The organism is Clostridium sulfidigenes, assembly GCF_000732635.1.
Classification (GTDB): domain Bacteria; phylum Bacillota; class Clostridia; order Clostridiales; family Clostridiaceae; genus Clostridium_J; species Clostridium_J sulfidigenes.
Genome location: NZ_JPMD01000025.1, coordinates 1 through 26,089 on the forward strand (window position 1 = coordinate 1; position 26,089 = coordinate 26,089).

The window sequence follows — 26,089 nt, forward strand, 5'->3', positions numbered from 1 at the left end:
ATTATTATGCCACCTCCTTTTATATTATTATTAAAAGATAAGGGACTTTATATACCTGGTAATAAAACTCAATGATTGAATAAAGTTGATAGTCATTGGATAAAAGTTTTTCATCGGGAATTACAGTGATTCAAAAATATGATTTTGCTAAGTTTTTAAATAAAAAAATAAGAGTGCTAAAGCACTCTTATTTTTTTATTCGAATTATAATATATGACATGCAGCAAAGTGATTTGGCTCAATTTCCCTAAACTCAGGATTTTTTTCAGTACATATAGGTTTTGCATATCTACATCTTGGTGCAAATCTACAACCTGGTTTAGGATTTATTGGGCTAGGAACTTCTCCTTCTAGAGGTATTCTTGCTTTTTTCTTAGTTGCATCAGGATCAGGAATTGGAATCGCTGATAATAATGCTTGAGTATATGGATGTAAAGGCTTATCATATAAATCTTTACTACTAGCAAGTTCAACCATAGTTCCTAAATACATAACTCCAACCCTATCAGATATGTGTTTAACCATCGAAAGGTCATGAGCTATGAATAAATATGTTAATCCTAATTCATTTTGTAATTTTATTAATAAGTTAACAACTTGCGCTTGAATAGATACATCTAGAGCAGAAATAGGCTCATCACAAACTATGAAATCTGGTTCTATAGCAAGAGCTCTCGCTATCCCTATTCTCTGTCTTTGTCCACCTGAAAATTCATGAGGAAATCTAGACGCGTGCTCTTTATTTAATCCTACTAATTGTAGTAATTCATAAATTCTAGCCTGTCTTTCATCACCTTTGTGAAGATTATGAATATCTATTCCTTCTCCAATAATATCTCCAACAGTCATTCTTGGATTTAGTGAAGCATAAGGGTCTTGGAATATTATTTGAGCTCTTCTAGTAAATTCTTTTTTCTGCTTTTTATCATATTTACTAATATCGTCTCCATCAAATAATATTTCACCGCCTGTAGCCCCATAAAGTCCCATTACTGTTCTTCCACAAGTTGTTTTTCCACAACCTGATTCTCCAACAAGACCTAATGTTTCACCTTTAAATATATTAAAGCTAACATCGTCCACTGCCTTAAGTGTAGCATTCTTGCCAACTTCGAAATACTTTTTAAGATTCTTTACTTCAATTAAAACTTCTTTTTTATTTGATTCAGCCATCTTATTCACCTCTTCTTAACGCTTCTGGAACTTCAACCTTAGGTGCCATTGGGTGTTTTAACCAACACAACACTTGGTGATCGCTCTCTACATTAGTAACTTCCGGCATCTCCTCTAAACATATTTGCATACAATATTCACATCTTGCAGCAAAGGGACATCCAACTGGTGGTTTAACTAAGTCTGGCGGAGTACCGTTTAAAGCGTAAAGCGTATCCTTATTTTTTGTTTCAAGTCTTGGCACTGATTGAAGTAATGCCCATGTATAAGGGTGTTGAGGATTTGCAAATATTTCTTCTACAGTACCTCTTTCAATAACTTGTCCTGCATACATTACTTGAATTCTATCCGCAGTATCTGCAACTACTCCAAGATCGTGAGTAATAAGTATAACTGCAGTTCCTAGTTTCTTTTGAAGATCTCCTATAAGATCCATTATTTGAGCTTGTATAGTAACATCTAGAGCAGTAGTTGGCTCGTCTGCAATAAGTATCTTAGGATTACATGCAAGTGCTATAGCTATCATAGCTCTTTGTCTCATACCACCTGAGAATTCATGAGGATATTGATGAGCTCTTTTATCAGCATTTGGTATGTTAACAAGATCTAGCATTTTTATTGCTTCTTTCATAGCCTCTGCTTTATTCATACCTCTATGAATTATCAAACTCTCAGCAATTTGTTTTCCAACTGTCATTGTAGGATTTAATGAAGTCATAGGATCTTGGAATATCATAGATATATCTGATCCTCTTAATTTTCTTAATTCCTTTTCATTCATATCTAAGATATTTTTACCATCAAAGATAATTTTAGAATCTTTCTTAATTTCTGCTGGCATTGGTTCTGGTAACAATCTCATTATAGCTTTTGATGTAACTGTTTTTCCACAACCCGATTCTCCAACTATAGCTAAAGTTTCACCCTTATCAAGATGAAAATCTACACCTCTTACTGCTTTTACTTCACCCGCATAGGTATGAAATGAAACTTGTAAATTTTCTACATCTAAAATTCTTTCCATTTGACATTCCCCCCTTATTGACGTAATTTAGGATCTAGTGCATCTCGTAAACCATCACCTAATAAATTGAAAGATAGCATTGTTAATGATATCGCTAAGGCAGGGAAAATTAATTGATAAGCATAAAACATTAAGTTCTGTTGTCCTGCTGCTGCAAGAGCTCCCCAACTAGTCATTGGCGATTGAACACCTATTCCTAAGAAACTTAAGAAAGCTTCAGCGAATATAAATCCTGGTATATCAAATGTTATAGCAACAATCATAACACCTAATGTATTTGGTACTAAGTGTTTTGCTATTACTCTTGATGCATTTGCCCCTAACGCTTTTGCAGCAAGTACGTATTCTTGCTCCTTAATTTGTAAAAGTTGTCCTCTTACAAGTCTAGCCATATAACACCACCCCGTTATGGTCATGGCTATAATAAGTGGCGTCATACCACCTTGATCCATAAGAACTCTGATAAGTATAACTAAAACAAGGTATGGAATACTAACTAATATCTCTAATATTCTCATCATGATATCATCAGCAATTCCACCAAGATATCCAGCTATACCTCCATAAATTGTTCCTACAACAGTATCCACAATGGCTCCAATTATTCCAATAGCGATAGATATTCTACCACCAATCCAAACTCTTGAAAATAAATCTCTACCCAAAGAGTCTGTTCCAAACCAATATGTTGAGTTTGGTTTTAAATTTAACATATCATTATTTGTAGCCTGATATTCAAATTTACCTATCAAAGGTCCTATGATCGTCATTAATACGATTAATCCTAATAACACTAATGAAACCATAGCTACCTTATTCTTTTTAAGTCTTCTCCATGCATCTTGCCAGTAGGTCATACTAGGTCTAAGTATCCCCTCTGAATCTAGGTTATCACAACCTATAATTTGAAATTTTTCTTTTGAAAGTTCTGACATACTTATTCCCCCCTAACGCTTACCACTTGATACTCTTATTCTTGGATCAACTAATCCATAGATTATATCAACTAAGAATAATGCAATTATAAATAACGCTGATACAAATATTGATTGTCCCATTATCATAGTATAATCTCTATCTGTAACTGATGATACGAAATATTGTCCAAGTCCTGGTATTGCAAATATGCTTTCAACTACGAAAGAACCTGTAAAAATATTAGCAACCTGTGGTCCTAGAAGTGTAATAGCTGGTAATATAGCATTTCTTATAACATGCTTAAATACTAAGCTAATCTTAGAAACACCCTTCGCCTTAGCTGTTATTATATAGTCTTGTCCAATAACGTCTAGGCAGTTAGCTCTCATATATCTTGCATAAGTAGCTATAGGAGCAAAACTTAATGCTATTGTAGGCAATATTGTATTCTTAAACTCACCCCATCCTGTTGTTGGTAACCATCTTAATTCAACTGTAAAGAAGAATTGCAGTAGTGATGCCACAACAAAACTTGGTATAGATATACCAACTATAGCTATAAACATTACTAAATAATCTGGCCATTTACCTCTATTGAATGCGGCTATAATACCTAGTAGAATACCTAGTGTTACTCCAACTAAAAGTCCTTGTCCACCAATTTGCGCTGAAATAGGTGCATGGTTCTTAATAGTTCCTGTTACACTTCTTCCCGCAAATGCTAAAGATTCTCCTAAGTCTCCTTTTGCAGCATTCTTAATGAATAAACTATACTGAGTTAAAAGTGGCTTATCTAATCCATATTTAGCATAGTAGTTAGCTCTGATTTGTTCTGGAAGCTTTCTTGCTGCCACCGCAAGTGGATCTCCAGGCATAGCATGGATAAGCATAAATGTTATTGATGATGCAATGAATAATGTCAATAACATATATCCAAATCTTTTTAGAGTAAATTTAAACATCGTCATCCCTCCATTTTAAGTAAAAATATGCAATAAAATCCCCATCTACTGCATTTCCCCCAACATTAACCTTTTTCTACCTTGAGCACAATGAGACATTATTAGAAATTACATCTCACCTACAGACTCCTATAAATGAAATGTAAATATTTAAGATTACCTTAAGCTTATTAATGATATCGTATACAAAGTCCTTGTTTTATAATTTGCAACACAACATTTGTATTAAGATATTATAAAAACTTTAGCACTTTTTATTCTTTTTTGTCTCATATCAACTTTTTAAATGTAATGCATTATTTTCCCTTACTAACACCTCCCACACTATTAATAAAATCTAGTAAGGCTTCATTCCTTTAACATTACTAAAACACACTTAAGATGCTATTATGAAATTAGCAAAAATGATTTATTTAAATAGTTAGTTCCTTTTAAATATTTTGACAATTGCCACAATATCAAAGCCACTGCCTTTTCAAACACAACACTAAGAAATTATTTCTCAGCTTTTTACTCATTCATACATATTTCATAGATAATATGTGGTTATGTATTTTAGTAGTTATAATTGTTAAAAGTATGAAAATAAAAATAATAATAAATTCATTTTTTATAATATTAACACAGGGTTCTGTAAGTTGTCAAACTATTTTAATACATAATTTGTTCTTAAGATTACAAATTGCAACAAAATATTAGATAATATATTAAATTCATATATTTAAATCTTCTATATACCTTCATATTTTTACATATTTAAACAAATGCATCTTTTTATTTAAAATATTATCTTGCGAATTTTTAATATGATTCTTTTATATCTAAAATCTTATTATCTATTCTTTAAATTGACCTAACACTTCTCTACTTTCATCCTCCTCTTAACAATCTGGATTTAATAATATCTACGTTCATTGTATTATGCTTTTACTTCCATTTACATCTTTGGTATATATCTCTGCTATAATAAAATTTTATATATAAATTTAATAAAGTTATATAACTTTATCTACTTAAGTTATATAATGTATTATAAATATAAGTTAAGTGAGGTGGTATTTTTGAAATACAATGTTGCTATAGTCGGGGCTACCGGAATGGTGGGAAGACAATTCATAAATATTTTAGCTGAAAGAAATTTTCCCATAGAAAATTTATATCTTTTTTCATCTGCCAGGTCTGCTGGAACTACTATACACTTTAATGGAAAAGATATATTGGTAGAAGAACTTAAGAAAGAAAATATAATTAGCAAAAAAATTGATTTAGCTCTTTTTTCAGCTGGTGGAGATGTCAGCTTAGAATTTGCTCCTATATTCGTAGAACACAATACCGTGGTTATAGATAATAGTAGTGCATGGAGAATGGATCCTAAAGTTCCTCTGGTAGTTCCTGAGGTTAATGGTGAAGATATTAAATGGCATAATGGTATTATTGCTAATCCTAACTGTTCTACTATTCAAGCAATGGTCGCTCTTAAACCTCTTGATATTAAATATGGAATAAAAAGAGTTGTATACTCAACTTATCAAGCTGTATCCGGTGCTGGAGTTCAAGGGTTTAATGATCTAAAGGATGGAGTATCTAATGTTCCTCCTAAGAAATTTCAATATCCTATAGCCTATAATGTAATACCTCAAATTGATGTATTCTTAGATAATGGTTATACAAAGGAAGAAATGAAGATGATAAATGAAACCCATAAAATTCTTCATAATGATCAAATCAAAGTTACTGCTACCACAGTAAGGGTACCTGTATTCCATGGTCATAGCGAAAGTATTAACGTAGAATTTGAAAACACTTTTGAATTGGATGATATTTTCGACTTATTTAAAACTTTACCTGGAATTACTGTAATGGATGATATAAAAAATAATATTTATCCTATGCCTGTAGATATAGAAGGTCAGGATGACGTTTATATTGGAAGAATCAGACGTGATTTTAGTGTTGATAATGGTGTTAACCTATGGGTTGTTGCTGATAATATTAGAAAAGGTGCTGCCCTTAATGCAGTACAAATTGCAGAAGTTTTTATAAAAGAAAATTTAATAAAATAAATATAATGATTTAAGAGGTGTATATATGAGTATTTTTAAAGGTTCTGGTGTTGCAATTGTAACTCCATTTAGCAAAGATGGTGTAGACTTTCCTAAATTAAAAGAATTATTAGAATGGCATATTGAAAATGGAACTGACGCTATCATAGTATGTGGTACAACTGGAGAAGCATCTACTATGACAGAGGCTGAGAGAAAAGAAACTATAAAATTCACTGTAGATACAGTTAATAAGAGAATCCCTGTTATAGCTGGTACTGGTAGTAATAACACCATGGCTTCTGTTAAAATGAGCATCTACGCTGAGTCTGTTGGTGTAGATGGACTTTTAGTAATTAACCCTTACTACAATAAGACTTCAGCAAAAGGCTTAATTGCTCATTTTAAAACTATTGCTGAAGCTGTTAATACTCCTATAGTAGTATATAATGTACCATCTAGAACTGGCATGAATATTTCACCAAAGGCTCTCCATGAACTTTGTCAGCTAGATAATATTGTTGCTGTGAAGGAAGCTAGTGGAAATATAAGCCAAATTGCAGAAATAAAATATCTCTGTGGAGATAAATTAGATATATATTCTGGGAATGATAATGAAATTATACCAACTCTTGCTATAGGCGGACTTGGTATAATATCAGTTATTGCAAATATTGTACCTAAAGATGTTCATAATATATGTGAATTATTCTTTAATGGAGAAATAAAAGCAGCTCAAGAGTTATTTTTAAAAACAATCCCTTTAACTAATGCATGTTTCTGTGAAACAAACCCTATTCCTATAAAAACTGCCTTAAATCTTATGGGTAGAAGTGTTGGAAACTTAAGACTTCCATTAGTTGATATGGATGATAATAATTTAGAGACTTTGAAAGAAGCTCTAAAAAACTACCACTTATTATAAAGGAGACTATACATGGTAAAGATTTTATTAGTTGGATGTAACGGAAAAATGGGTCATATGATTTCAAAGGTAGCTTCTACTTCTGAAACACTAAATATTCAAGCTGGAGTAGATATGAATACAGAATCTAATTTTAATTACTCTATTTATGATTCCATAGATAAAGTAACAGAAGAAGTAGATGTAATTCTGGACTTCTCAAGACCTTCAAGTTTAGACTCTATATCAAAATATGCTTTAGCTCACTCATTACCAGTAGTATTTTGCACTACTGGCTATACGGAAGAACAAATAGTTCATATTAAAAATCTACAAAATTCAATTCCTGTGTTCTATTCTGCTAATATGTCTATAGGAATTAATATAATAAATAATTTATTAAAATCTATTAGCAATAAACTATATACAGATTTTGATATTGAGATAATAGAAAAACATCACAATCAAAAGGTAGATGCTCCAAGTGGTACTGCACTACTTCTCGCAAATACTATAAAGGACTCTATAGAAGAAGAAACAACCTTCAACTATGGTAGAGAAGGGATCTCTAAAAGAGAACACAAGGAAATAGGAATTCATGCAATTCGTGGTGGAAATATTATAGGTGACCATGAAGTTATATTTGCTGGTATGGGTGAAGTAATTGAAATTAAACACTCTGCTATTTCAAGAGAAGTATTCGCTGTAGGTGCTTTAAAGGCTTGTCAGTATGTTCATAACAAACCAAAAGGCATATATTCTATGGACGATGTAGTTAAATAGTAAATCAAATTTAGTTCAAATAAAAAGTGTTATGAAATCTATATTTTCATAACACTTTTATTTAATATTTATCTTTTATATTTCCTCTTAGTTAAGCTTTATCTGATTTAACCACTGTTCCATTAAATCTAAAGATAATTTTAAATCTTCCATGCTGTAGCAATAAGAAATTCTAACATAACCTTCTCCACCTTTTCCAAATGCAGTTCCTGGTACTACGGCTACCTTAGTATCCTCAAGTAGCTTATCACAAAAATCTTCACTACTAAATCCAAAGGATTTTATACACGGAAATATATAAAATGCGCCCTCTGGTCTTATAGCTTCAAGCCCCATAGAAACTAGTCTATCATAGACATAATCCCTTCTTATCTTTAAATCTGATTTTATATGTTCTATATGGTACATAGACTTCTTAAGTCCTTCTAAAGCTCCATATTGACCAATAGACGGTGCACATGACACATTGTATTGATGAACCTTTATTATGCTATTTAATATGCATTCAGCAGCACATACATATCCTATTCTAATTCCTGTCATGGAAAACATTTTTGAAAATCCACCTATAAGTATAAGTTTATCTTTTAACTTTCCATACTGTGATATAGAGTTAAATTCTCCAAATACAATAGAGCTATAAATTTCATCACTTACAATTAATACATCTTTATCTTTTAATATATTAAATAATCTATCACATTGATCCTTGGTCAAAAGTTGTCCTGTAGGATTTGATGGATAAGATACTACTATTACCTTAGGACATTCTTTCTCTATGACTCTCTCCAATTGCTCCATATCTATAGATAAATCTTCCTTAATACTATAATTTATTACCTCTCCACCAAGAATCTTAACACAATTTTCATAGGCAGGATATGCAATGGAAGGTATTAGAACTTTATCTCCTGGATTTAATATTCCAGTAAAAGTAGATAATAATCCTTCACTTCCTCCTACAGTTACACATATTTCTTTACTGGAGAAACTTATATTTAAAGATTTTAGATACTTAGAAATTTCTTCTCTTAACTCTTCTATCCCAGCATTAGGTGTATAAGTAGTTCTATCTTCATCAAGGGACTTTTTCATAGCCTCTTTTATTTCCTCAGGTATTTTAAAATCTGGCTCACCTAGAGTTAGTGATATAGCACCTTCTATCTTAGCAACCTTATTATAAAATTTCCTTATTCCTGATATTTCTATATTGTCTATATTACTTGACAATCTCATAATTTATACCTTATACTCCTTAGAATTCTATTCCTCTTCTTGCTGGAACCCCTTCATTAAAGTAGTGTTTAAGATCCTTCATTTCAGTAACTAAATTAGCTCTTTGCATTATTGATTCTGGCACATTTCTACCTGTCATTATAAGTTCTACATCATCTGGTTTTTTATCTATCAGTTCTATTAATTGTTCTTCTGTAATTAACCCATTAGATAAAGTTCCCATTATCTCATCCATTATCAATATATCACAATTTCCTTCTTCCAATTGCTTTATACAGAACTTATACGCTTCTTGAATATCCTCTTTTAGTTCTAACTTTTCTTGATCATTTAATGTCCAGAAAAATCCTCTAGGTCTTTCAAATCTATGAATAGTAAAATATGGAGCCATAAGTTTAGCTGACTCTAATTCTCCTGTTGCATCACTTTTTAAAAACTGAACCATACATACTCTATATTTATTTCCAGCAGCTCTAGTTGCAAGCCCTACTGCTGCTGTAGTCTTTCCTTTTCCGTTTCCAGTATATATTTGAATATATCCTTTGTTTAAGTTTCCCATATATTTACCTCCTAGGTCTACTTTTTTTAATTTTATTATATCATTTACAAATAAAATATTCCATTATATATGATTTTTATGATATAACTATAGATATACTATATTGATAAATTAAATATACTAAGTATTATATTCAAAAATATCTTATTTATTTATAATTATTGTTTAGTTTTTTAGGATAATATATAAATGAATATATATTACTTGTCGAAAGGAGTTAGAGGTATGGAATATAATTTTACTGATCCATATGAAATTGCTAGATTTATAAAGGAGTCAAAGAAATCAACCCCTGTGAAAGCTTATGTTAAAGGTGATCTAAAGGATTGTAACTTTGAAAATGTAGACTGTTTTGGCGAAGGCAGCTTCTATGTTTTATTTGGCGATAGCGCTGATATAAATGATTTTTTAGATGCAAATAAAGAAAAAATACATAACTACAGGCTTGAATCTGATAGAAGAAACTCAGCTATACCTATGCTTGATACAAGAAGTATAAATGCTAGAATTGAGCCAGGTGCAATAATCCGTGATAGAGTTTCTATTGGAAATAATGCTGTTATTATGATGGGTGCTGTTATCAACATCGGTGCTGAAATCGGTGATGAAACCATGGTAGATATGAATGCTGTTGTAGGTGCTAGAGGAAAGCTTGGTAAAGGGGTCCATCTTGGAGCTGGAGCAGTAGTTGCTGGAGTTTTAGAACCACCTAGCAAGTCTCCATGTGAAATTGGTGACCATGTACTTATAGGAGCTAATGCAGTAATCTTAGAAGGTGTAAAAATAGGAAATCATTCAGTAGTAGCTGCTGGTGCTATCGTTACAACAGATGTACCTGAAAATGTAGTTGTAGCCGGCTCTCCGGCTAAAATAATTAAACATGTAGATGATAAAACTAAGAGTAAAACTGAAATCTTAGCTGATTTAAGAAAATAATAAATTATAAAATAACAACCAAAAGCTATCATGAAGGACTTCTTCATGATAGCTTTTTGGTTGATTTATCTCATTAAATAACTTCTTTCTCTTCATTATCATTTAAATTTGCTTCTTGTATATTGTTACTCTCATCTGTAGATGGATCATTGTCCACTTTTCCTATAATAGTTACATTATCTCTATTTTCGTCAGTAACTCTTTCCATTTTAGAGATTGAAACTTCATAGGCAATTTTTTTAACTACTTCTGAATCTGAAACTTTCTTTTGATATTCCCTACTTTGTAATCTTCCCCAAATTCTAATGTTATCCCCTACTTCTAAACTCTTACAAAATCTAGAGTTCCTTCCCCAAGCGATAGTAGGAATGTAATCTGATTTATTGTACAATCTATTAACGGCTAATAACATATCTGCTATTTCTCTGCCAAATGGTGTTGTTCTGTAAACGGGTGCCTTGCAAATATATCCATCTAAGAAAATTTGATTTGGATTTTTTCCTCTTTCTTCAAGTTGGCGAATATCTCTTGCAAATACAGTTAATATAAGTCTATTGGCACCATCTACAAACTTGTTATAGGATCTAAGCTGTCCATCTATTACAAGCTCACTTCCAATACTTACATCAATTCCTGCAATTAATCTTTCTGATACTGTAATTACTAATATGTCAGAAGTATCACTAAGTCTTGAAACCTCAAATTCAAAATTGTAAAATCCCTCTCCATACATTTCGTGGCTAAACTCTAAATCTGAGATAACTTTTCCCTCTAAGTAAATTTTGTTATTAAAAATATTATTATCCATGGTAACCCCTCTTTCCCTTGGTTTTTTAGTAAAATTTACTATAATTTATATTCATAAAAAATAAAAATATAACTATTTATAGTAAAAATCAAATATTTTTCTTATAGTTCTATTTACATTACCCCCGTGAATTAATTATAGAATAATTGTCTAAATTTTACAACATTTAATTTTCAAAAATTCACATTTTTTAGTCTTATAATTAAAATATGCAATAATTTTGTCAATTTTCATTTAGTATTTGTTTCCCTGTATGATCTAGATAATAATTATCACTATATATTAAGTTAGACACTGTAATAAATTCATAACCCATAGCTTGGTATTTTTCAATTATTTTCGGCAAATTTTCTGTGGTGTACTTTCCATCATTATGAAATAGTAGTATAGAGCCTTCCCTTGCCTTTGATACTATTCTTTCATATTCTATATCTGCTCCATTAGCCTTCCAGTCAACACTATCAACATCCCACTGTATTGCCTTTAACCCTGTACTTTGTATAGCTTCTACAGAAACATCATTATATGAGCCTGATGGAAATCTAAACGTTTTAGGCATTTCTCCAGTCAAATTTAATATTTTAGCATTAGCTATTTCTAAATCCTTAATTATACTCTCCTTTGTCATATTGGTATAATCAGGATGTTTATTAGAATGATTTCCTATTTCATGTCCTCTCTTTGAAATTTCTATTACTTTGTCTGGATAATCATCACACCATAATCCGATAATATAAAATGTGGCCTTTACATTATATTTATCGAGAACATCTAGAATTTCATTAGTTTTATCATCACCCCAATTAACATCAAATGTTATAGCCATTTTCTTTTCTTTTGTGTCTACTGAATAAATAGGTACCTTTCTATCTGTTGGAATAAAGGTCTCCTTATAAAATACACGTCCCATAATACTTATACACACTATTAATATTAACAATGCTAAATAAGTTGTTATTTTTATCTTAATTCTATTAGATCTATCCATATTCCTCCTTTTTACTTATAAACATACTTTCTATAAAATTATATTCATAATCAGTTATTATATGCTATACTATATCATGTAAACTTAATTCATATTTAATAAATATGTGTTATAATTTAATATAATAAATATGTATAAAAGTACATGGTTTAAAGGAGGTTACTTTATGTTTGATAATTCTTTGAACTTAGCAGAAAACAAGCTTCTACTGTTGCATATAATAGATAAAGTTGATTTACCTATATCAAACATACAACTTACAGAAATTGTCCTTGAAAATAATTTTATAAATTATTTTACACTGCAAGAATATATAGATGATTTAATCTCGTCTCAACTAATAAATAAAATTAATTATAAAGATAAAGATAGATTAGTAATATCAAGTAAAGGTAAAGAAGTCCTATCTTTATTTAAAAATAGATTATCTAAGGATAGTTTAAGTAAATTAAATTCTTATATAGATGGGAAAATGAATCTTATAAAAAAAGAGGCTACAATATCAGCTGATTACACCATTGAAAATTCCAATAGCTATGTAGTTAGCCTAGGTGCTTCTGAAAATAATATCCCTCTCATGGAAATTAAGGTAACAGTGGCATCAAATAAACAAGCCAGAGAGTTATGTTCCAAATGGAAAGCTAACCCCTCTGACTTATACACTAAGATTATTAAAGTTTTAACTGAGTAATTCTTATTAAGCTCATTATAAATCTACCCTTAGTATTTTCATAAATATTTTAATCTATAATCATCCCTGTAGGCTGGCCCTCTAATGGGATGATTAATTTTTCATGATTATCATTTTTATTAATCCTAATTATCAAATCATTATAGCTATCTCCTACGTAAATATACCTTTCATCACAAATTATTCCTCTAGGCATACCACCAATTCTTATACTCTTTACATTTGTAAAATTTATAATATCAATAATAGATATAGTTCCATCACCATAATTAGAAACATAGCAATACTTTTCATCGCAATACATATCAAAAGGACAATTTCCCACTGATAATCTATGTATTACTTTATGATTTCTGCTTGATATAACACTTACACACCCCTTATCCAAGCTACCTGCACTGCTTTCACAAACAAGAATATAATCCCCATTTAAAGTAAACAACGCCTTTGTTGGTGCTTGCCCTACCTTTATGTTTTTAATGTCACTACCATATAACGAATCAAATACAGTGATTGTATCATCACCATTATTGGCTACAACTATTTCATTGCTGTGATTACAACAGTCAATACTATGTGGAGAGTCTCCACAAGGAATAATCTCTATTATTTCTTTTTTATTCAAATCAAAAGTTACTACATTATTTGAGTCTCCGCAAATAATATATAAATGATTTCCCAAGGCACAAATATCTCTACAGTTTCTTCCTAAATAATAGCTATAGGATTTTAAATCCTTCAAATTAACTATAGACACTGAACCATCGTAACAATTTGAAGTGAATAATTGATCCCCTTGTATACACAATCCATGAGGACCTACTTTATTTTCATTAACTCCTTCTAACTTTATAACATCTTCTAATGCAAACTTCTCTATACCAATTTTGTTAATGCTATCTTGAGTTGTATTACAAATATATAAGTACCTCATTGGAATCCCTCCTCACATTATACTATGAAGGAACCTCCCATTATGCTACGAAAAATTTGTTACACCATAAATATATTATATTTAAAATTAATTATGGTTTCTTATTATCTTCCTCATATCTCCCACCATATAAAGAGAACCAGATATGACTAGTAAAGTATCTTCATCACAATAAGAAAGTGCTTTAATGTAAGCTTCTTCATAATCCATAATAGCTTCACACTCTTTATGGCAAATATTAATCTTCTCCTTTAAATCTTCACATAGCTCAGCTCTCTCACTATGAGGAGTTACAGCTATAATTTTTTCTGCTTTAGGACATATTATATTTATCATTTCATCTACTTGCTTATCTGCTAAAATTCCTATTATTAACACTAGTTTTCTATACTTAAAATAAATTTCTATACTTTCAGTTAACTTCCTTATACCATCAATATTATGAGCACCATCAATTACCACTAAAGGATTTTTTCTCATAATTTCTAATCTACCTGGCCATTTAACTTGAGATAAACCATTTGTTATACTTTCCTTTGTAATATTAACTCCAAGATCTATTAAAGCTTCACAAACATTTATAACAACATTACAATTTTGAACCTGATAAGTTCCTAAAAGAGATAATTTAACATTATAACTGTCTCTTCCTGTTATAATGTTTAAATTTTGAACCACTGTATTTTCCTTATACTCTTCTACTTTAACTAAAGATGCATTTTCTCTTTTCACTTTTATAAGTGGTGAATTTTTTTCTTTACAAATGTTCTCTATAACTTTAGTCACTTTATCTTCCTGTGGATATAAAACTACTGGAGTATTATTTTTAATAATTCCCCCCTTTTCATAAGCAATTTCCTCTAAGGTATTTCCTAAAATATTCATATGATCATAACTTACAGATCCAACTATAGATAAAATTGGCTCTATAACATTAGTAGAGTCTAGTCTTCCTCCAAGTCCTACCTCTACAACAACAAAATCAGCCTTCATTTTATAAAAATATAAGAATCCTGCACAAGTTATTATCTCAAACTCAGTAGGGTTACCATAACCTAAAGTGGTTACTTCTTTAACGGCCATTGAAACTTCTGTAACTATCCTAGCTAAATCTTCCTTGGGAATATTCTTATTATTTATCTGAATACGCTCTTCAAACTCTTCAATATAAGGAGATATATAGCATCCTACTTTGTACCCACTATGTATTAATATCTTTGTAATCATAGCTGTGGTTGAACCTTTACCATTAGTTCCTGCCACATGAATAGTTTTAATCTTCTTATGTGGATCTCCAAGGAGTTCTAGTATCTTTTCTGTTCTTTCCAAGCCCAGTTTACTTCCAAACTTAGCAGTATCCTTTATATAGTTAATAGCTTCAGTATAATTCATAATAACCCTCCTGAATTCTAATTTCATAACCTATTTTACCTCATTACATATCCATACTCAACTATATCACACTAGTAATTATCAATATTAAAAAGGATATCTCAAAAGTATAAGACTATAAATAAAATATATAGTCTATACACTTTTAGATATCCTTCTGTTTATTAATATTAAAATTTATTTTTATATAAACATTCTTAAATTTTTTTATTGTAACTTTTCTATACTCTCTAATACGGAATTATACATTTCTCTGTACTTTTCACCCTTAGCTTTTTCCTCTTCAACAACCTCAGCTGGAGCTTTAGAAACAAATCTTTCATTAGCAAGTTTTTTCTCTACTCTTTCAATTTCTCCTTGTAGTTTAGCTTTTTCTTTGTTTAATCTTTCAAGCTCTTTCTCTACATCTACTAACTCTAAAAGTGGCATGTAAATCTCTGCGCCCTTTGAAACTACAGATACTATATTTTCTGGTGCTTCTTCTTTAGCCTTTAAGATTATAACTTCACTAGCAGATGCTAATTTTTCAAAGTAAACTTTCCCTTCCTTGAAAGCTTCTGCTGCTTCAGTTGCATATATATATGTTTTAGCCTTTCTTGAAGGTGGTACATTCATTTCTGTTCTAGCATTTCTTGTATTTCTTATGGCATCTATAATATAGTTCATATATTCTTCTGCTTTGAAATCTTCTAAATCAGCTTCAAACTCTGGCCATTTAGCAATTGTAATAGATTCACTTTCTTTAGTTAAGTGAGTATAAATCTCTTCTGTGATATATGGCATTACTGGATGAAGTAATTTTAATCCTGAAACTAAAACTTTATTGAGAACATTTAAAGCTATTCCTTTAACTTCTTCATTATCACTATATAGAGACGGTTTAGCAATTTCTATATACCAATCACAGAATTCAGTCCACATAAAGTCATGAACCTTTTGAAGTGCAATACCAATTTCATATTTTTCTATATTCTCTGTAACTTCTTTAACTATATTGTTAAGTCTTGATAATATCCATCTGTCGGCTATAGAATAGTTTTTACAATCTTTATATTTCTCTATAAGAACTTCATCATTGTACATCATAACAAATCTTGATGCATTCCAAATCTTATTAGCAAAATTTCTTGCTGCCTCAACTCTTGATTCATAGAATCTTATATCACTTCCCGGAGCATTACCAGTAACAAGGGAAAATCTTAGAGCATCTGCTCCATAATTTTCTATAACTTCTAGTGGGTCAACACCGTTATCTAAAGACTTAGACATCTTTCTACCCTGATCATCTCTAACCATCCCATGGAAAAACACTGTTTTAAATGGTACTTCATCCATGTTATACAAACCTGAAAATATCATTCTTGCAACCCAGAAGAATATAATATCTCCACCAGTAACTAATGTGCTTGTAGGATAAAAATATTTCAAATCCTCTGTATCACCAGGCCAACCTAAAGTTGAGAATGGCCATAGCGCTGAACTAAACCAAGTATCTAAAACGTCCTTATCTTGCTCTAGATTTGTAGAGCTACACTTACTGCAATGAGTTGGTGCTTCTGTTTCAACTATTATCTCTCCACAATCTTTACAGTACCAAACTGGGATTCTATGTCCCCACCATAATTGTCTTGAAATACACCAATCTTGAATATTTTCCATCCAGTTATAATAGATTTTTTCAAATCTTTCTGGAATGAATTTTATATCTTTTTCTTTTACGGTTTTAATTGCTGGTGCTGCAAGAGTATCCATTTTTACATACCATTGCTTAGATAGCATTGGCTCAATAGTACATCCACATCTATCATGAGTTCCTACGTTATGACTATGATCTTTAATCTTAACTAAATATCCTTGTTCTTCCAAATCTTTTATAATAAGCTTTCGAGCTTCATATCTCTCAAGACCTGAATACTTTCCATAACCTTCAGATATAGTTCCATTTTCCTCCAAAACTACAACTTCATCTAAGTTATGCCTCTTACCAACTTGATAATCATTAGGGTCATGAGCTGGAGTTATCTTAACACAACCTGTTCCAAATTCCATATCTACATAGTCATCGGCAACAACTTGAATTTCTCTATTCACTAATGGTAACCTAAGTTTCTTACCAACTAGGTGAGCATATCTTTCATCCTTAGGATTAACTGCTACTGCAGTATCTCCAAGTAAAGTTTCTGGCCTTGTTGTAGCAATTTCAACTACTTCATCACTACCTATTACAGGGTAATTTATGTGCCAGAAATGTCCTCCTTGCTCTTCATATTCAATCTCCGCATCTGAAATAGCAGTCATGCATTTAGGACACCAGTTTGTAATTCTATTTCCTTGATATATAAGATTATCTTTGTATAATTTAACAAAAACTTCTCTAACAGCCTTACTTAAATTTTCATCCATAGTAAAAGCTTCTCTTGTAAAATCAGCAGAACAACCCATTTTTTTAAGCTGAGTTTTAATTCTATCTCTATATTCCTCTGTCCATTCCCAAACTTTTTCTAAAAAGGCTTCTCTACCAATTTCCTTCTTTTTAATTCCTTTTGCTAGTAAAGCTTTTTCAACTCGTACTTCAGTAGCTATACTTGCATGGTCCTCTCCTGGAAGCCATAATGTGCTATACCCTTGCATTCTCTTAGTTCTTATAAGTATATCTTGAAGAGTATTATCTAAAGCATGACCAAGGTGCAGTTGTCCTGTAATATTAGGTGGTGGCATTATTACTGTATATGGCTTTTTATTTTTATCTACTTGTGGAGTAAAAAATCCACTTTCTTCCCACCACTTATATAGTCTTTCTTCAAACTCTTTAGGATCATAATTCTTTGCTATATTGTTATTTTCATCCATTGTTATTACCTGCCCTTCTATTGTTTTTATTTTTTACTTTTGATTACTTGTTCTAACAATTACAGTTCTTAGTAGCTATAATGTACAAAACCTTAACTAAACTATTACACATAAATTAGCATTACATTTATTAACATATTTAATACTAGGGTAATTTAATAGATTAGTATAAAATTAATAAAAAAAAGCGCTATCACCCCAAAGGACGACAGCGCGCGTTACCACCTTTATTTCTCAAAATTGCTTTTAAGACTCTCTTAATTTTAACGATGAGGAACCACCGTCTCTAGCTACTTAATTTCGCTAAAGCAACTCCGAAGCTACCTTCAAAATACTTCCTATAGAAAACCTTTCAGCCCATGGATTTTCCTCTCTTAATATTTCATATTCTTACTCCTCTTCATCACAGTCAATTTATTATGTATTATATATATTTCTCTTTTATAATATTATATACAATACAACTCTTTTGTCAATACAAATTTTAAAATATAATTTACATAAATTTATAAATGTTATAGTATATTTTAGAACAAAATGGAAAATATTAAGATAAAGTACTAATTAGGAGGTCTTTTCCTTGAATTATTTTGCACAAGGTAATGATTTATATAAACTTAAGGACTATAAAAATGCTATTGATATGTATAAAAAATCTGCAGAGTTAAAGGAATATGAAGCACCTTCATTTTATAATTCTGCTGTATGTTTTATTAAACTAAAAAACTATAAGGCTGCAATACCTCTTATTCATAGAGCTTTGAATCTACGAAAAGAAAGTAAATATTATTTCAACCTTGCTTATTGTCATGTAATGATGGATGAAAATAAAAAGGCCCTAAATTATTTTAATACTGCATGGTCCATAGATAATACGGATACTGAATGTGAAAAGGCCATAAGTTTCATACTTTCTAAATATAAAAAAACAAGCATATAAGCTTGTTTTTTATATTTAACTATTATTTTAATTTCATAATACAAACTTTATAATATAAAAGTTATATAAATCTAATATAAAATACTAATTAAAACTTAAGTTTTAATTAAATTTTTACTTCCATTCTCCTGCGATTTTTCTATTTCTATGCTCTGAATTAAAGGTATCATTATCAAAATAATTCCCTGCATTATAAAAAGTTGAATCCACATTTACCCATTTATCCATTTCCTTTATATACACTTCATTCCATGAGTGACTAACCCAAGACATTCCATTATAACCTTCTCCTACAATTAGCCTTACTGGTATATCATTTGCTTTACACATTGCAACATATAAACATGCATAGTCAAAGCAAACGCCTTTTCCTGTATTAAAAGTATTTATGGCTCCAGAATTAATCTCTGTAGGTATGGGATTATTCATAACTTCTGTAGCCTTATCATCATCATAAATTATAGCATTCCCTATCCATTCATATAAAGATCTTGCTTTATCATAATCATTATCATACTTACTAGTTATACTTAACGCAGTATTATCTATGATCTCATTAGATCTTATTCCCTCATCTAATGTTACTCCATTATAAAAAACTACCCCTTGAAGATATCCATTTACATCATCTACTATATTATTTTTCTCATCTACTACTTTAAATGAATTCTCTAATATATTGGGGAAACTTTTAGCTATCTCAGAATCCGTAACAGGCTCTATAATCTTTTTATTAATATAACTATATATGGTAGATGAATTTAATTTATTATCTAGCTTTGGATTATTTAAAAAAATTGATGCATAGCTAAGTAGTGCTGATAATATTATCATATAACATATAGCCTTAGGAATTTGAAATATTCCTCCTAATAAAGCTCTAGTACCTCTGCCTGTATTCCTAATACTGGTATCAATGGCATCTGAAGCTGGATATAAAGTAGTCCTGCTGATAAATTCTATAAGGGCTTTAAATATCTGATAAATAATTAAGAATGTAAACAATAGTATAATCCCATTAAATAGCTTAGATTTAGTAATAAGATAAGCAAAGGATGGAGAAATCTTTGAGGATATATATTCAACTAATCCATACTTATCTAATGCAAACACATTTTTTACCACCACAGTAGTTAGTATTATTGAACAAACCATTGCCATAGAAGTTAATACACCCTTAATTGTAACCACCATGCTTTTACTTTTCAATTTAAATACAATGCCCATTATTACAGGATATACAAATGCTATAACCAATACTAATGAAACAATATTTATATTATACTCCTCTAAAAATTCCATTCTATCCCTCCTTTTCTCTCCTGTTAGATTTTCTTCTAGATTTAATAATAGGAATCTTCACCTTTAATAATCTTGTTTAATACAGTTTTGATATCGCTGTAATTATAACCCTTTCTTAAAAGGAAATCCTGTAATTTTTTCTTTATTTTAATTGCATCCTCTTCTGATTTGCTAAGGCGTTCATATCTTTTCTCTGCAATACTGAGAAGTTCACCCCATTGATTTTCCTTAACCTGATTATAACCATCTGACCTAAAGTCTTCTATATTTTCTTTTTCCTTAATTTCTAATTTATTTACTACTGATTTAATAGTATCAAAATTATATCCCTTAGATATTAAAAAAGTATTAAGTTTACTTTTTATTTTTACTATATTGCCTTCATTTTTACATAGCACCTTAAGTTTTTTTTCTGCTAACTTTAAAGCCACTGTTTCTTCATCCTTAGAAGAAATTTCATTTAGTATGTTATTTATCATTTCCTCAGATATACCCTTTTTTATAAGTTTATATCTAATGTTTCCTTTGCCTTCTATTCTAATATTTTGTGTTACAAAAGCTTTTGCATAATATTCATCATCAATAAATTTATATGCCTTTAGAAATTCTAAAACTCTGTCTATGACACTATCTTCATATTCCTTCTTTTGTAGAAATCCTCTCACTTGAAACTCACTCTTTAGAGCTCTCTCAATATACTTTAATGCCTTTGTCTTTGCTGTAAGAAAATTATCTTCAACTATAACTTTCTTTAGTTCTTCAATATTAATTTCTTTTCCCTTAGATAAATTATGATAATATACTAATTCACTGCTACATCCAAAGGCAAATTCACCATTTATAAATATATTGACTCTGTTATCCTTTTTCTTTTGGGCTTCAATCTTAGTAATTATTTTACTCACTGTTCTTCCTTCCCATCATCTATAGAAATTTTATACCTTACTCCCTATCACATAGAAGCACATGAATTGTAGGCTTATTTAGTACCTTCTTAGCTACTTCATATAAATCTTGAGCTACTATATAATTCAAATTCTCCATATCTTCATTAAATTGATATAAATTATCCTCTTCCATAGCCTGATGTACTACATAATTTCCTAAATCTGTTGAATCCTCTAAAGTAGAAGCTATAGCAGTCTTAAACACCTTTTTCATTAAATTTATAGTATTACCATCAAATACAATTATTTCCTCTTTAATCTTTTCTATACAATTATTTATGGTTTCTATAGTTGCATCAACATCCTCTGGTGCTACTGCTGCATAGATATATAAAGTTTTCAAGTTGTTTGTTAAGTCAAGACTTGTATAAATATCATAAGCAAGTCCCCTATCTTCTCTAAGCTCTCTAAATAATATAGAATTAGAACTCTCACCAAACTTGTGATTTAATATTCTTAAAGCTAACTCTTCCTTCTTAGTTAGATCATTAAAGGTATATAAATATATTATTGTACTCTGCTCCATATTATCTCTATGAGTAATCTTAAATTTGTCTTTATTTTTTTCAAAATTTAAAATAGGCTTATTTACTTCTTTTCTTTTCCACTGACTAAAATATTTTTTTACTAACTCTATTACATATTCATGTTCATAAGATGATACCACTGTTATCACTGTATTATTAGAAACATAGTGATTATTATAATATCTTATCAAATCTTCTCTACTAATTGACTTTACAATCTCTTCTTTTCCTATTACATCAACTTTTAATGGACTATGAGTAAATGCCATATCATTTATTTTTTGAAAAGATAAATCTTCTACATCATCCTTACCACTTCTTAATTCTGCTAATATTACTCCTCTTTCCTTCTCAATGTGTTCCTCTAAAAAAGTAGGATGTTGAAGTAAGTCACTAATCAATTCTAAACTTACATCTAATTCTTCGTTTAAAGTAGTAGTATTAAAAACAGTGGACATATAATCTGTATAAGCATTATACTCTCCACCTAAATTTTCTAAATCACTATTTAATTTTTCATTATCTCTATTTACAGTTCCCTTAAAAAGCATATGCTCTATAAAATGAGATATACCACGTTCTTGCTTTTCTTCACAAACAGCTCCAACCATAACTCCTATATTTAAAGAAGCTATTTGGGTTTCTTTTTTTATAGTTATTAACCTAAGTCCATTTTCCAAATATGTTTCCATTGTATCAAATAAAAATTTTTTCATATATTCTCCTTACTTTAAAATATCTATATATAATTATACCTATAATTCTAATTATATCTACACATAATATAATATATGATTTTCTATAAATGTAATAGAGTTTTATATTTCCACCTGCATAATTTTTATTTATTTCATTATACTTAGGGATAAATACTTAGGGATAAAATTTCAGTTTACAATTGCTATTATGGATTTACTGTGTTACTATTAGATGTATTTAAAGAAAAAAGAGAAGAGGAATATGAATGATAAAAACTAAATTTGAAGAACTTGGACTTAAGGATTCCATATTAAAGTCTATAAATGACTTAAACTTTGAAAATCCTAGTGATATACAAGAGAAAAGCATTCCTGTAAGTTTACAAGGTTACGATATAATAGGTCAAGCGCAAACAGGAACTGGTAAAACCCTTGCCTTCGGAGCACCTATTCTTAGCAACATGGGCCCTAAGGGTGGAGCTATCCAAACCTTAATATTAGCTCCAACAAGAGAGTTAGCTATTCAGGTTAGCGAAGAACTTTTGAAATTATGCAAGTATGAAAAGTATAAAATCCTACCAATCTATGGTGGTCAATCCTTTGATAGACAACTTGCTGCTCTAAAAAGAGGAGTAGATATTGTAGTTGGAACTCCTGGAAGAATATTAGATCACATTAACAGAAGAACATTAAAACTTCAAAATGTTAAATTCTTAGTTTTAGACGAAGCTGATGAGATGTTAAACATGGGATTTATTGAGGATATTGAAAGTATCCTATCTAACTTAAATGAGGAAAGACAAACGCTTTTATTCTCTGCTACAATGCCAAGACCAATAAAAAACCTATCTAAAAATTACATGAAACCTGATGCTCAACATATTGTAATAGCTAAAAAATCCATGACTGTATCCAAAATACAACAATCATACTTTTTAGTTAACTCATCTAATAAATTTGATTCACTTTGTAGAATTTTAGACGTAGATAATCCAACTACAACAATAATGTTCTGTAAAACTAAAAAAGGTGTAGATGAATTAGTTGATGCTTTACATGGTAAAGGCTATAGTGTTGAAGGTATGCACGGAGATATGAAACAAAGCCAAAGAATGAACACATTAGCTAAATTTAAGAGCGGACAACTACATTTCCTTGTAGCTACTGATGTTGCAGCTCGTGGAATTGATGTTGAAGATGTTACTCATGTTATTAACTATGACTTGCCACAAGATATAGAATCTTATGTGCATAGAATAGGAAGAACTGGAAGAGCTAATAAAGAAGGTATTGCTTATAGCTTTGCTTCAAGAAAAGAAGTTTCTTTTATAAGACAAATAGAAAATCATACTAAAAGTAAAATAGTAAAAAAAGACATTCCTACTTTAGCTGATATATTCTCTGCTAAATCTGGAAGTTTAATAGAAAACATTGGGAATGTATTACAAGAAGACTCATACAACACATTCTTACCTATGGCTAAAGAACTAATAAATGAGTATGGTGCTGAAGATGTTACTGCTTCTTTACTTAAACTAATGTTTGATAAAGAATTAAATTGTAACTATGCTGAAGAGTCTGTAGATGTAGATGATACAACAAGATTATTCTTATCTATAGGAAAGCTCGACAAGGCCAGAGCTAAAGATGTTATTGAATTTTTAGATAACACTGCCGGTGTTAAAGGTAAAGAAATTGGAAGAATTGATATCCTTGATAAGTTCTCCTTTGTTGATGTACCTAGCAATCTTGTAAATATAATATTAGAGAATTCTAAAGGAAAAATGTTTGGTAAAAGAAAAGTAAACATTGAAATATCTAATAAAAGAAAATAGATTTACATCTAATATATAGCCAAAATGCGGTATTTTACATAATACTGCATTTTTTATTTTTTGCTAAATCTTGTATACCTATAGAAAATATAATGTTAAAATATAGTAAATAATATTTTAAAAGGAGGATATATGAAGATTTTAAATAAAATTCTATTAATAGTATTATTAATTTTCTGTGTTGTTCTAAGTGGTTGTAATAACAATAATAAATATGAAGAAGCCTCCTCTTTCACTGATGGCCTAGCAGCAGTTAAACTTAGAGGCCTCTGGGGATTTATTGATACAGAAGAAAATCTAGTTATAACTCCAACCTATGACGAAGCACATTCATTTTATAACAATATAGCCCCTGTAAAAAAAGATGGATTTTGGGGTGCTATTGATAAAAAAAATAATGTGATAATTCCTTTTGATTATGAAGAAGCTACTATTGAATCTGATACTCTCATTTCTGTTAAAAAGAACAGTAAGTATGGTTGTATAGACTTTAAAAACAATATAGTAGTTGATTTCGTATCTGAAACCCCCATTTCAATATATAATTGTGGAGAGGAAAATATAGCCATTATAACAGAAAACAATTACCAAGGCTTTATAGCTTTAAATACTAATTTAAAGGTAGAGCCCAAGTATACTGCCATAATGCCTAACAATTCTATAGTTCATCTTGAAAGTAACGGAAAATTTGGTTTTGTAAATCTAGAAAGTAAAACTATAGTAGAACCTAAATATTCTTATTACTTAAGCTTCAATGATGATTTAGCTCCTGTAGATATAGATGGAAAGTTTGGTTATATAAATACTAACGATAAAATGATAATTAAACCTATTTACGATAGGGCTGATTTATTTATTAATGGACTAGCTACAGTATATCTTGATGGTAAGACTGGATGTATAGACAAGAATGGTGATGTTGTCATTCCATTTAAATATGATTATATAAACTCCTTTTGGGAAAGTGATGTTTTGCTAGCTTCCTTAGACAACAAGGTTGCTCTTATGAATGCTAAAGGAGAATTGCTCTTTGAACCTAAGTTTGAACATATTGAATTAGGTTCTGAAGATGATATGTTTGCTGCTAGCTATGTAGATGAAGATGGTAACCGTAAGAATGTATTTATAAATAAACAAGGTGAAATTATACTTAACACAGACTATACTGAAATTTATCCATTCTATGATGGCTTTGCTACCGTTTATAAGTCAAGCAAATGTGGTATCTTAGCTTCTAATGGAATTGAGGTAGTTCCTCCTATTTATGATGAGGTTTATAATATTGATTCATCTAGAAATATATTTCAAGTATGCCTAAATGGTAAATGGGGTCTTATAGATAAAACCCAAAAGGAAATTTTAAAATGCGAATATGATATTATTAACCCCTACACTGAAAATATATTTTTAGTAAGTAAAGATAATAAATGGGGTCTTTTTAACAAATTCTCTAATAAATTTACAGATATCATATATGATGAAATTATTCCTTCTTTTGGGGATACAGCTCCTATATCTGTAAAATTAGATAACCAATGGTTTTATATTGATGAAGCTGGTAATAAACTAAAGTAACTTTTAAATCATAGTTATATGAGTTATTTTATAATTACACTAATCCTTTAAAGAATATATCAGTT

General features: G+C 30.1%; 22 protein-coding genes and 1 other annotated feature. Of the genes, 8 read left to right on the forward strand and 14 right to left on the reverse strand.

From position 1 onward, the window contains the following. Positions 1 to 204 precede the first annotated feature (204 nt). The 4 genes from IO99_RS10170 to IO99_RS10185 are packed head-to-tail and all read right to left on the reverse strand — an operon-like array spanning position 205 to position 4,077. Entirely contained in the window at positions 205 to 1,173 is a 969-nt protein-coding gene (locus tag IO99_RS10170) for an ABC transporter ATP-binding protein (RefSeq protein ID WP_035133049.1), read from the reverse strand. Between the two features lies 1 nt (position 1,174). Next, a complete protein-coding gene (locus IO99_RS10175) occupies positions 1,175 to 2,197 on the reverse strand; it encodes an ABC transporter ATP-binding protein (RefSeq protein WP_035133051.1) in 1,023 nt (340 codons plus the stop codon). A 14-nt stretch (positions 2,198 to 2,211) separates the two neighbouring features. Next, on the reverse strand, positions 2,212 to 3,132 hold the full coding sequence (locus IO99_RS10180) for an ABC transporter permease (RefSeq protein WP_035133053.1): 921 nt from the start codon (positions 3,130 to 3,132) through the stop codon (positions 2,212 to 2,214). A 12-nt stretch (positions 3,133 to 3,144) separates the two neighbouring features. Continuing rightward, positions 3,145 to 4,077 carry an ABC transporter permease gene (locus tag IO99_RS10185; RefSeq protein ID WP_035133055.1) on the reverse strand — a complete coding sequence of 311 codons (933 nt, stop codon included), beginning with the start codon at positions 4,075 to 4,077 and terminating at the stop codon, positions 3,145 to 3,147. Between the two features lie 1,061 nt (positions 4,078 to 5,138). On the opposite strand from IO99_RS10185, the gene IO99_RS10190 reads away from it, so the two are divergent. The 3 genes from IO99_RS10190 to dapB are packed head-to-tail and all read left to right on the forward strand — an operon-like array spanning position 5,139 to position 7,806. After that, complete coding sequence (locus IO99_RS10190; RefSeq protein WP_035133057.1) at positions 5,139 to 6,140, forward strand: aspartate-semialdehyde dehydrogenase; 1,002 nt, start codon at positions 5,139 to 5,141, stop codon at positions 6,138 to 6,140. 25 nt (positions 6,141 to 6,165) lie between these two features. Next, complete coding sequence (dapA, locus tag IO99_RS10195; protein WP_035133059.1) at positions 6,166 to 7,044, forward strand: 4-hydroxy-tetrahydrodipicolinate synthase; 879 nt, start codon at positions 6,166 to 6,168, stop codon at positions 7,042 to 7,044. A gap of 12 nt (positions 7,045 to 7,056) precedes the next feature. Continuing rightward, positions 7,057 to 7,806 carry a 4-hydroxy-tetrahydrodipicolinate reductase gene (gene dapB / locus IO99_RS10200; RefSeq protein WP_035133061.1) on the forward strand — a complete coding sequence of 250 codons (750 nt, stop codon included), beginning with the start codon at positions 7,057 to 7,059 and terminating at the stop codon, positions 7,804 to 7,806. Positions 7,807 to 7,893: 87 nt separating this feature from the next. Here dapB and IO99_RS10205 read toward each other — a convergent pair whose 3' ends face one another. Both IO99_RS10205 and IO99_RS10210 read right to left on the reverse strand, forming a co-directional pair. Next, a complete protein-coding gene (locus IO99_RS10205; RefSeq protein WP_035133064.1) occupies positions 7,894 to 9,042 on the reverse strand; it encodes a pyridoxal phosphate-dependent aminotransferase in 1,149 nt (382 codons plus the stop codon). A 19-nt stretch (positions 9,043 to 9,061) separates the two neighbouring features. Further along, positions 9,062 to 9,601 carry a cob(I)yrinic acid a,c-diamide adenosyltransferase gene (locus tag IO99_RS10210; RefSeq protein ID WP_035133066.1) on the reverse strand — a complete coding sequence of 180 codons (540 nt, stop codon included), beginning with the start codon at positions 9,599 to 9,601 and terminating at the stop codon, positions 9,062 to 9,064. A gap of 225 nt (positions 9,602 to 9,826) precedes the next feature. Here IO99_RS10210 and dapD point away from each other — a divergent pair, with 225 nt between their 5' ends. Further along, the gene (dapD, locus tag IO99_RS10215; protein ID WP_035133067.1) at positions 9,827 to 10,537 is read left to right on the forward strand and encodes a 2,3,4,5-tetrahydropyridine-2,6-dicarboxylate N-acetyltransferase; all 711 of its coding nucleotides are present in this window, start codon (positions 9,827 to 9,829) and stop codon (positions 10,535 to 10,537) included. 73 nt (positions 10,538 to 10,610) lie between these two features. Here the strand turns inward: dapD and IO99_RS10220 are convergent, their stop codons facing one another. After that, on the reverse strand, positions 10,611 to 11,345 hold the full coding sequence (locus IO99_RS10220; RefSeq protein ID WP_035133068.1) for a single-stranded DNA-binding protein: 735 nt from the start codon (positions 11,343 to 11,345) through the stop codon (positions 10,611 to 10,613). A 223-nt stretch (positions 11,346 to 11,568) separates the two neighbouring features. Then, positions 11,569 to 12,333, reverse strand: a complete 765-nt coding sequence (gene pdaB, locus IO99_RS10225) for a polysaccharide deacetylase family sporulation protein PdaB (RefSeq protein ID WP_035133070.1) — start codon at positions 12,331 to 12,333, stop codon at positions 11,569 to 11,571. A 166-nt stretch (positions 12,334 to 12,499) separates the two neighbouring features. Between pdaB and IO99_RS10230 the strand changes: the two genes are divergently transcribed. Continuing rightward, on the forward strand, positions 12,500 to 13,024 hold the full coding sequence (locus IO99_RS10230; protein WP_035133078.1) for a DUF4364 family protein: 525 nt from the start codon (positions 12,500 to 12,502) through the stop codon (positions 13,022 to 13,024). 49 nt (positions 13,025 to 13,073) lie between these two features. Here IO99_RS10230 and IO99_RS10235 read toward each other — a convergent pair whose 3' ends face one another. From IO99_RS10235 to IO99_RS10245, 3 genes are all read right to left on the reverse strand, one after another. After that, positions 13,074 to 13,958 (reverse strand): YncE family protein, encoded by an 885-nt coding sequence (locus IO99_RS10235; protein WP_035133080.1) that lies wholly within the window; start codon positions 13,956 to 13,958, stop codon positions 13,074 to 13,076. 87 nt (positions 13,959 to 14,045) lie between these two features. Continuing rightward, on the reverse strand, positions 14,046 to 15,350 hold the full coding sequence (locus tag IO99_RS10240; RefSeq protein ID WP_035133082.1) for a bifunctional folylpolyglutamate synthase/dihydrofolate synthase: 1,305 nt from the start codon (positions 15,348 to 15,350) through the stop codon (positions 14,046 to 14,048). 207 nt (positions 15,351 to 15,557) lie between these two features. Further along, entirely contained in the window at positions 15,558 to 18,200 is a 2,643-nt protein-coding gene (locus IO99_RS10245) for a valine--tRNA ligase (RefSeq protein ID WP_035133084.1), read from the reverse strand. A 198-nt stretch (positions 18,201 to 18,398) separates the two neighbouring features. Continuing rightward, positions 18,399 to 18,616, reverse strand: a binding site (T-box leader). Between the two features lie 164 nt (positions 18,617 to 18,780). On the opposite strand from IO99_RS10245, the gene IO99_RS10250 reads away from it, so the two are divergent. Next, positions 18,781 to 19,140: a tetratricopeptide repeat protein gene (locus IO99_RS10250; RefSeq protein WP_035133086.1), complete on the forward strand. Its 360-nt coding sequence runs from the start codon at positions 18,781 to 18,783 to the stop codon at positions 19,138 to 19,140. A 114-nt stretch (positions 19,141 to 19,254) separates the two neighbouring features. On the opposite strand, the gene IO99_RS10255 is transcribed toward IO99_RS10250, so the two are convergent. The 3 genes from IO99_RS10255 to IO99_RS10265 are packed head-to-tail and all read right to left on the reverse strand — an operon-like array spanning position 19,255 to position 22,632. After that, positions 19,255 to 20,442, reverse strand: coding sequence for a transglutaminase-like domain-containing protein (locus tag IO99_RS10255; protein ID WP_035133087.1), 1,188 nt, complete (start codon positions 20,440 to 20,442; stop codon positions 19,255 to 19,257). A 41-nt stretch (positions 20,443 to 20,483) separates the two neighbouring features. Beyond that, positions 20,484 to 21,347 (reverse strand): recombination regulator RecX, encoded by an 864-nt coding sequence (recX, locus tag IO99_RS10260; RefSeq protein ID WP_035133088.1) that lies wholly within the window; start codon positions 21,345 to 21,347, stop codon positions 20,484 to 20,486. Between the two features lie 37 nt (positions 21,348 to 21,384). Continuing rightward, a complete protein-coding gene (locus IO99_RS10265; RefSeq protein WP_035133089.1) occupies positions 21,385 to 22,632 on the reverse strand; it encodes a M16 family metallopeptidase in 1,248 nt (415 codons plus the stop codon). A gap of 248 nt (positions 22,633 to 22,880) precedes the next feature. Between IO99_RS10265 and IO99_RS10270 the strand changes: the two genes are divergently transcribed. Both IO99_RS10270 and IO99_RS10275 read left to right on the forward strand, forming a co-directional pair. After that, positions 22,881 to 24,449 carry a DEAD/DEAH box helicase gene (locus IO99_RS10270; RefSeq protein WP_035133090.1) on the forward strand — a complete coding sequence of 523 codons (1,569 nt, stop codon included), beginning with the start codon at positions 22,881 to 22,883 and terminating at the stop codon, positions 24,447 to 24,449. Between the two features lie 132 nt (positions 24,450 to 24,581). Next, positions 24,582 to 26,024 (forward strand): WG repeat-containing protein, encoded by a 1,443-nt coding sequence (locus tag IO99_RS10275; RefSeq protein ID WP_035133091.1) that lies wholly within the window; start codon positions 24,582 to 24,584, stop codon positions 26,022 to 26,024. The last annotated feature ends 65 nt before the right edge of the window (positions 26,025 to 26,089 follow it).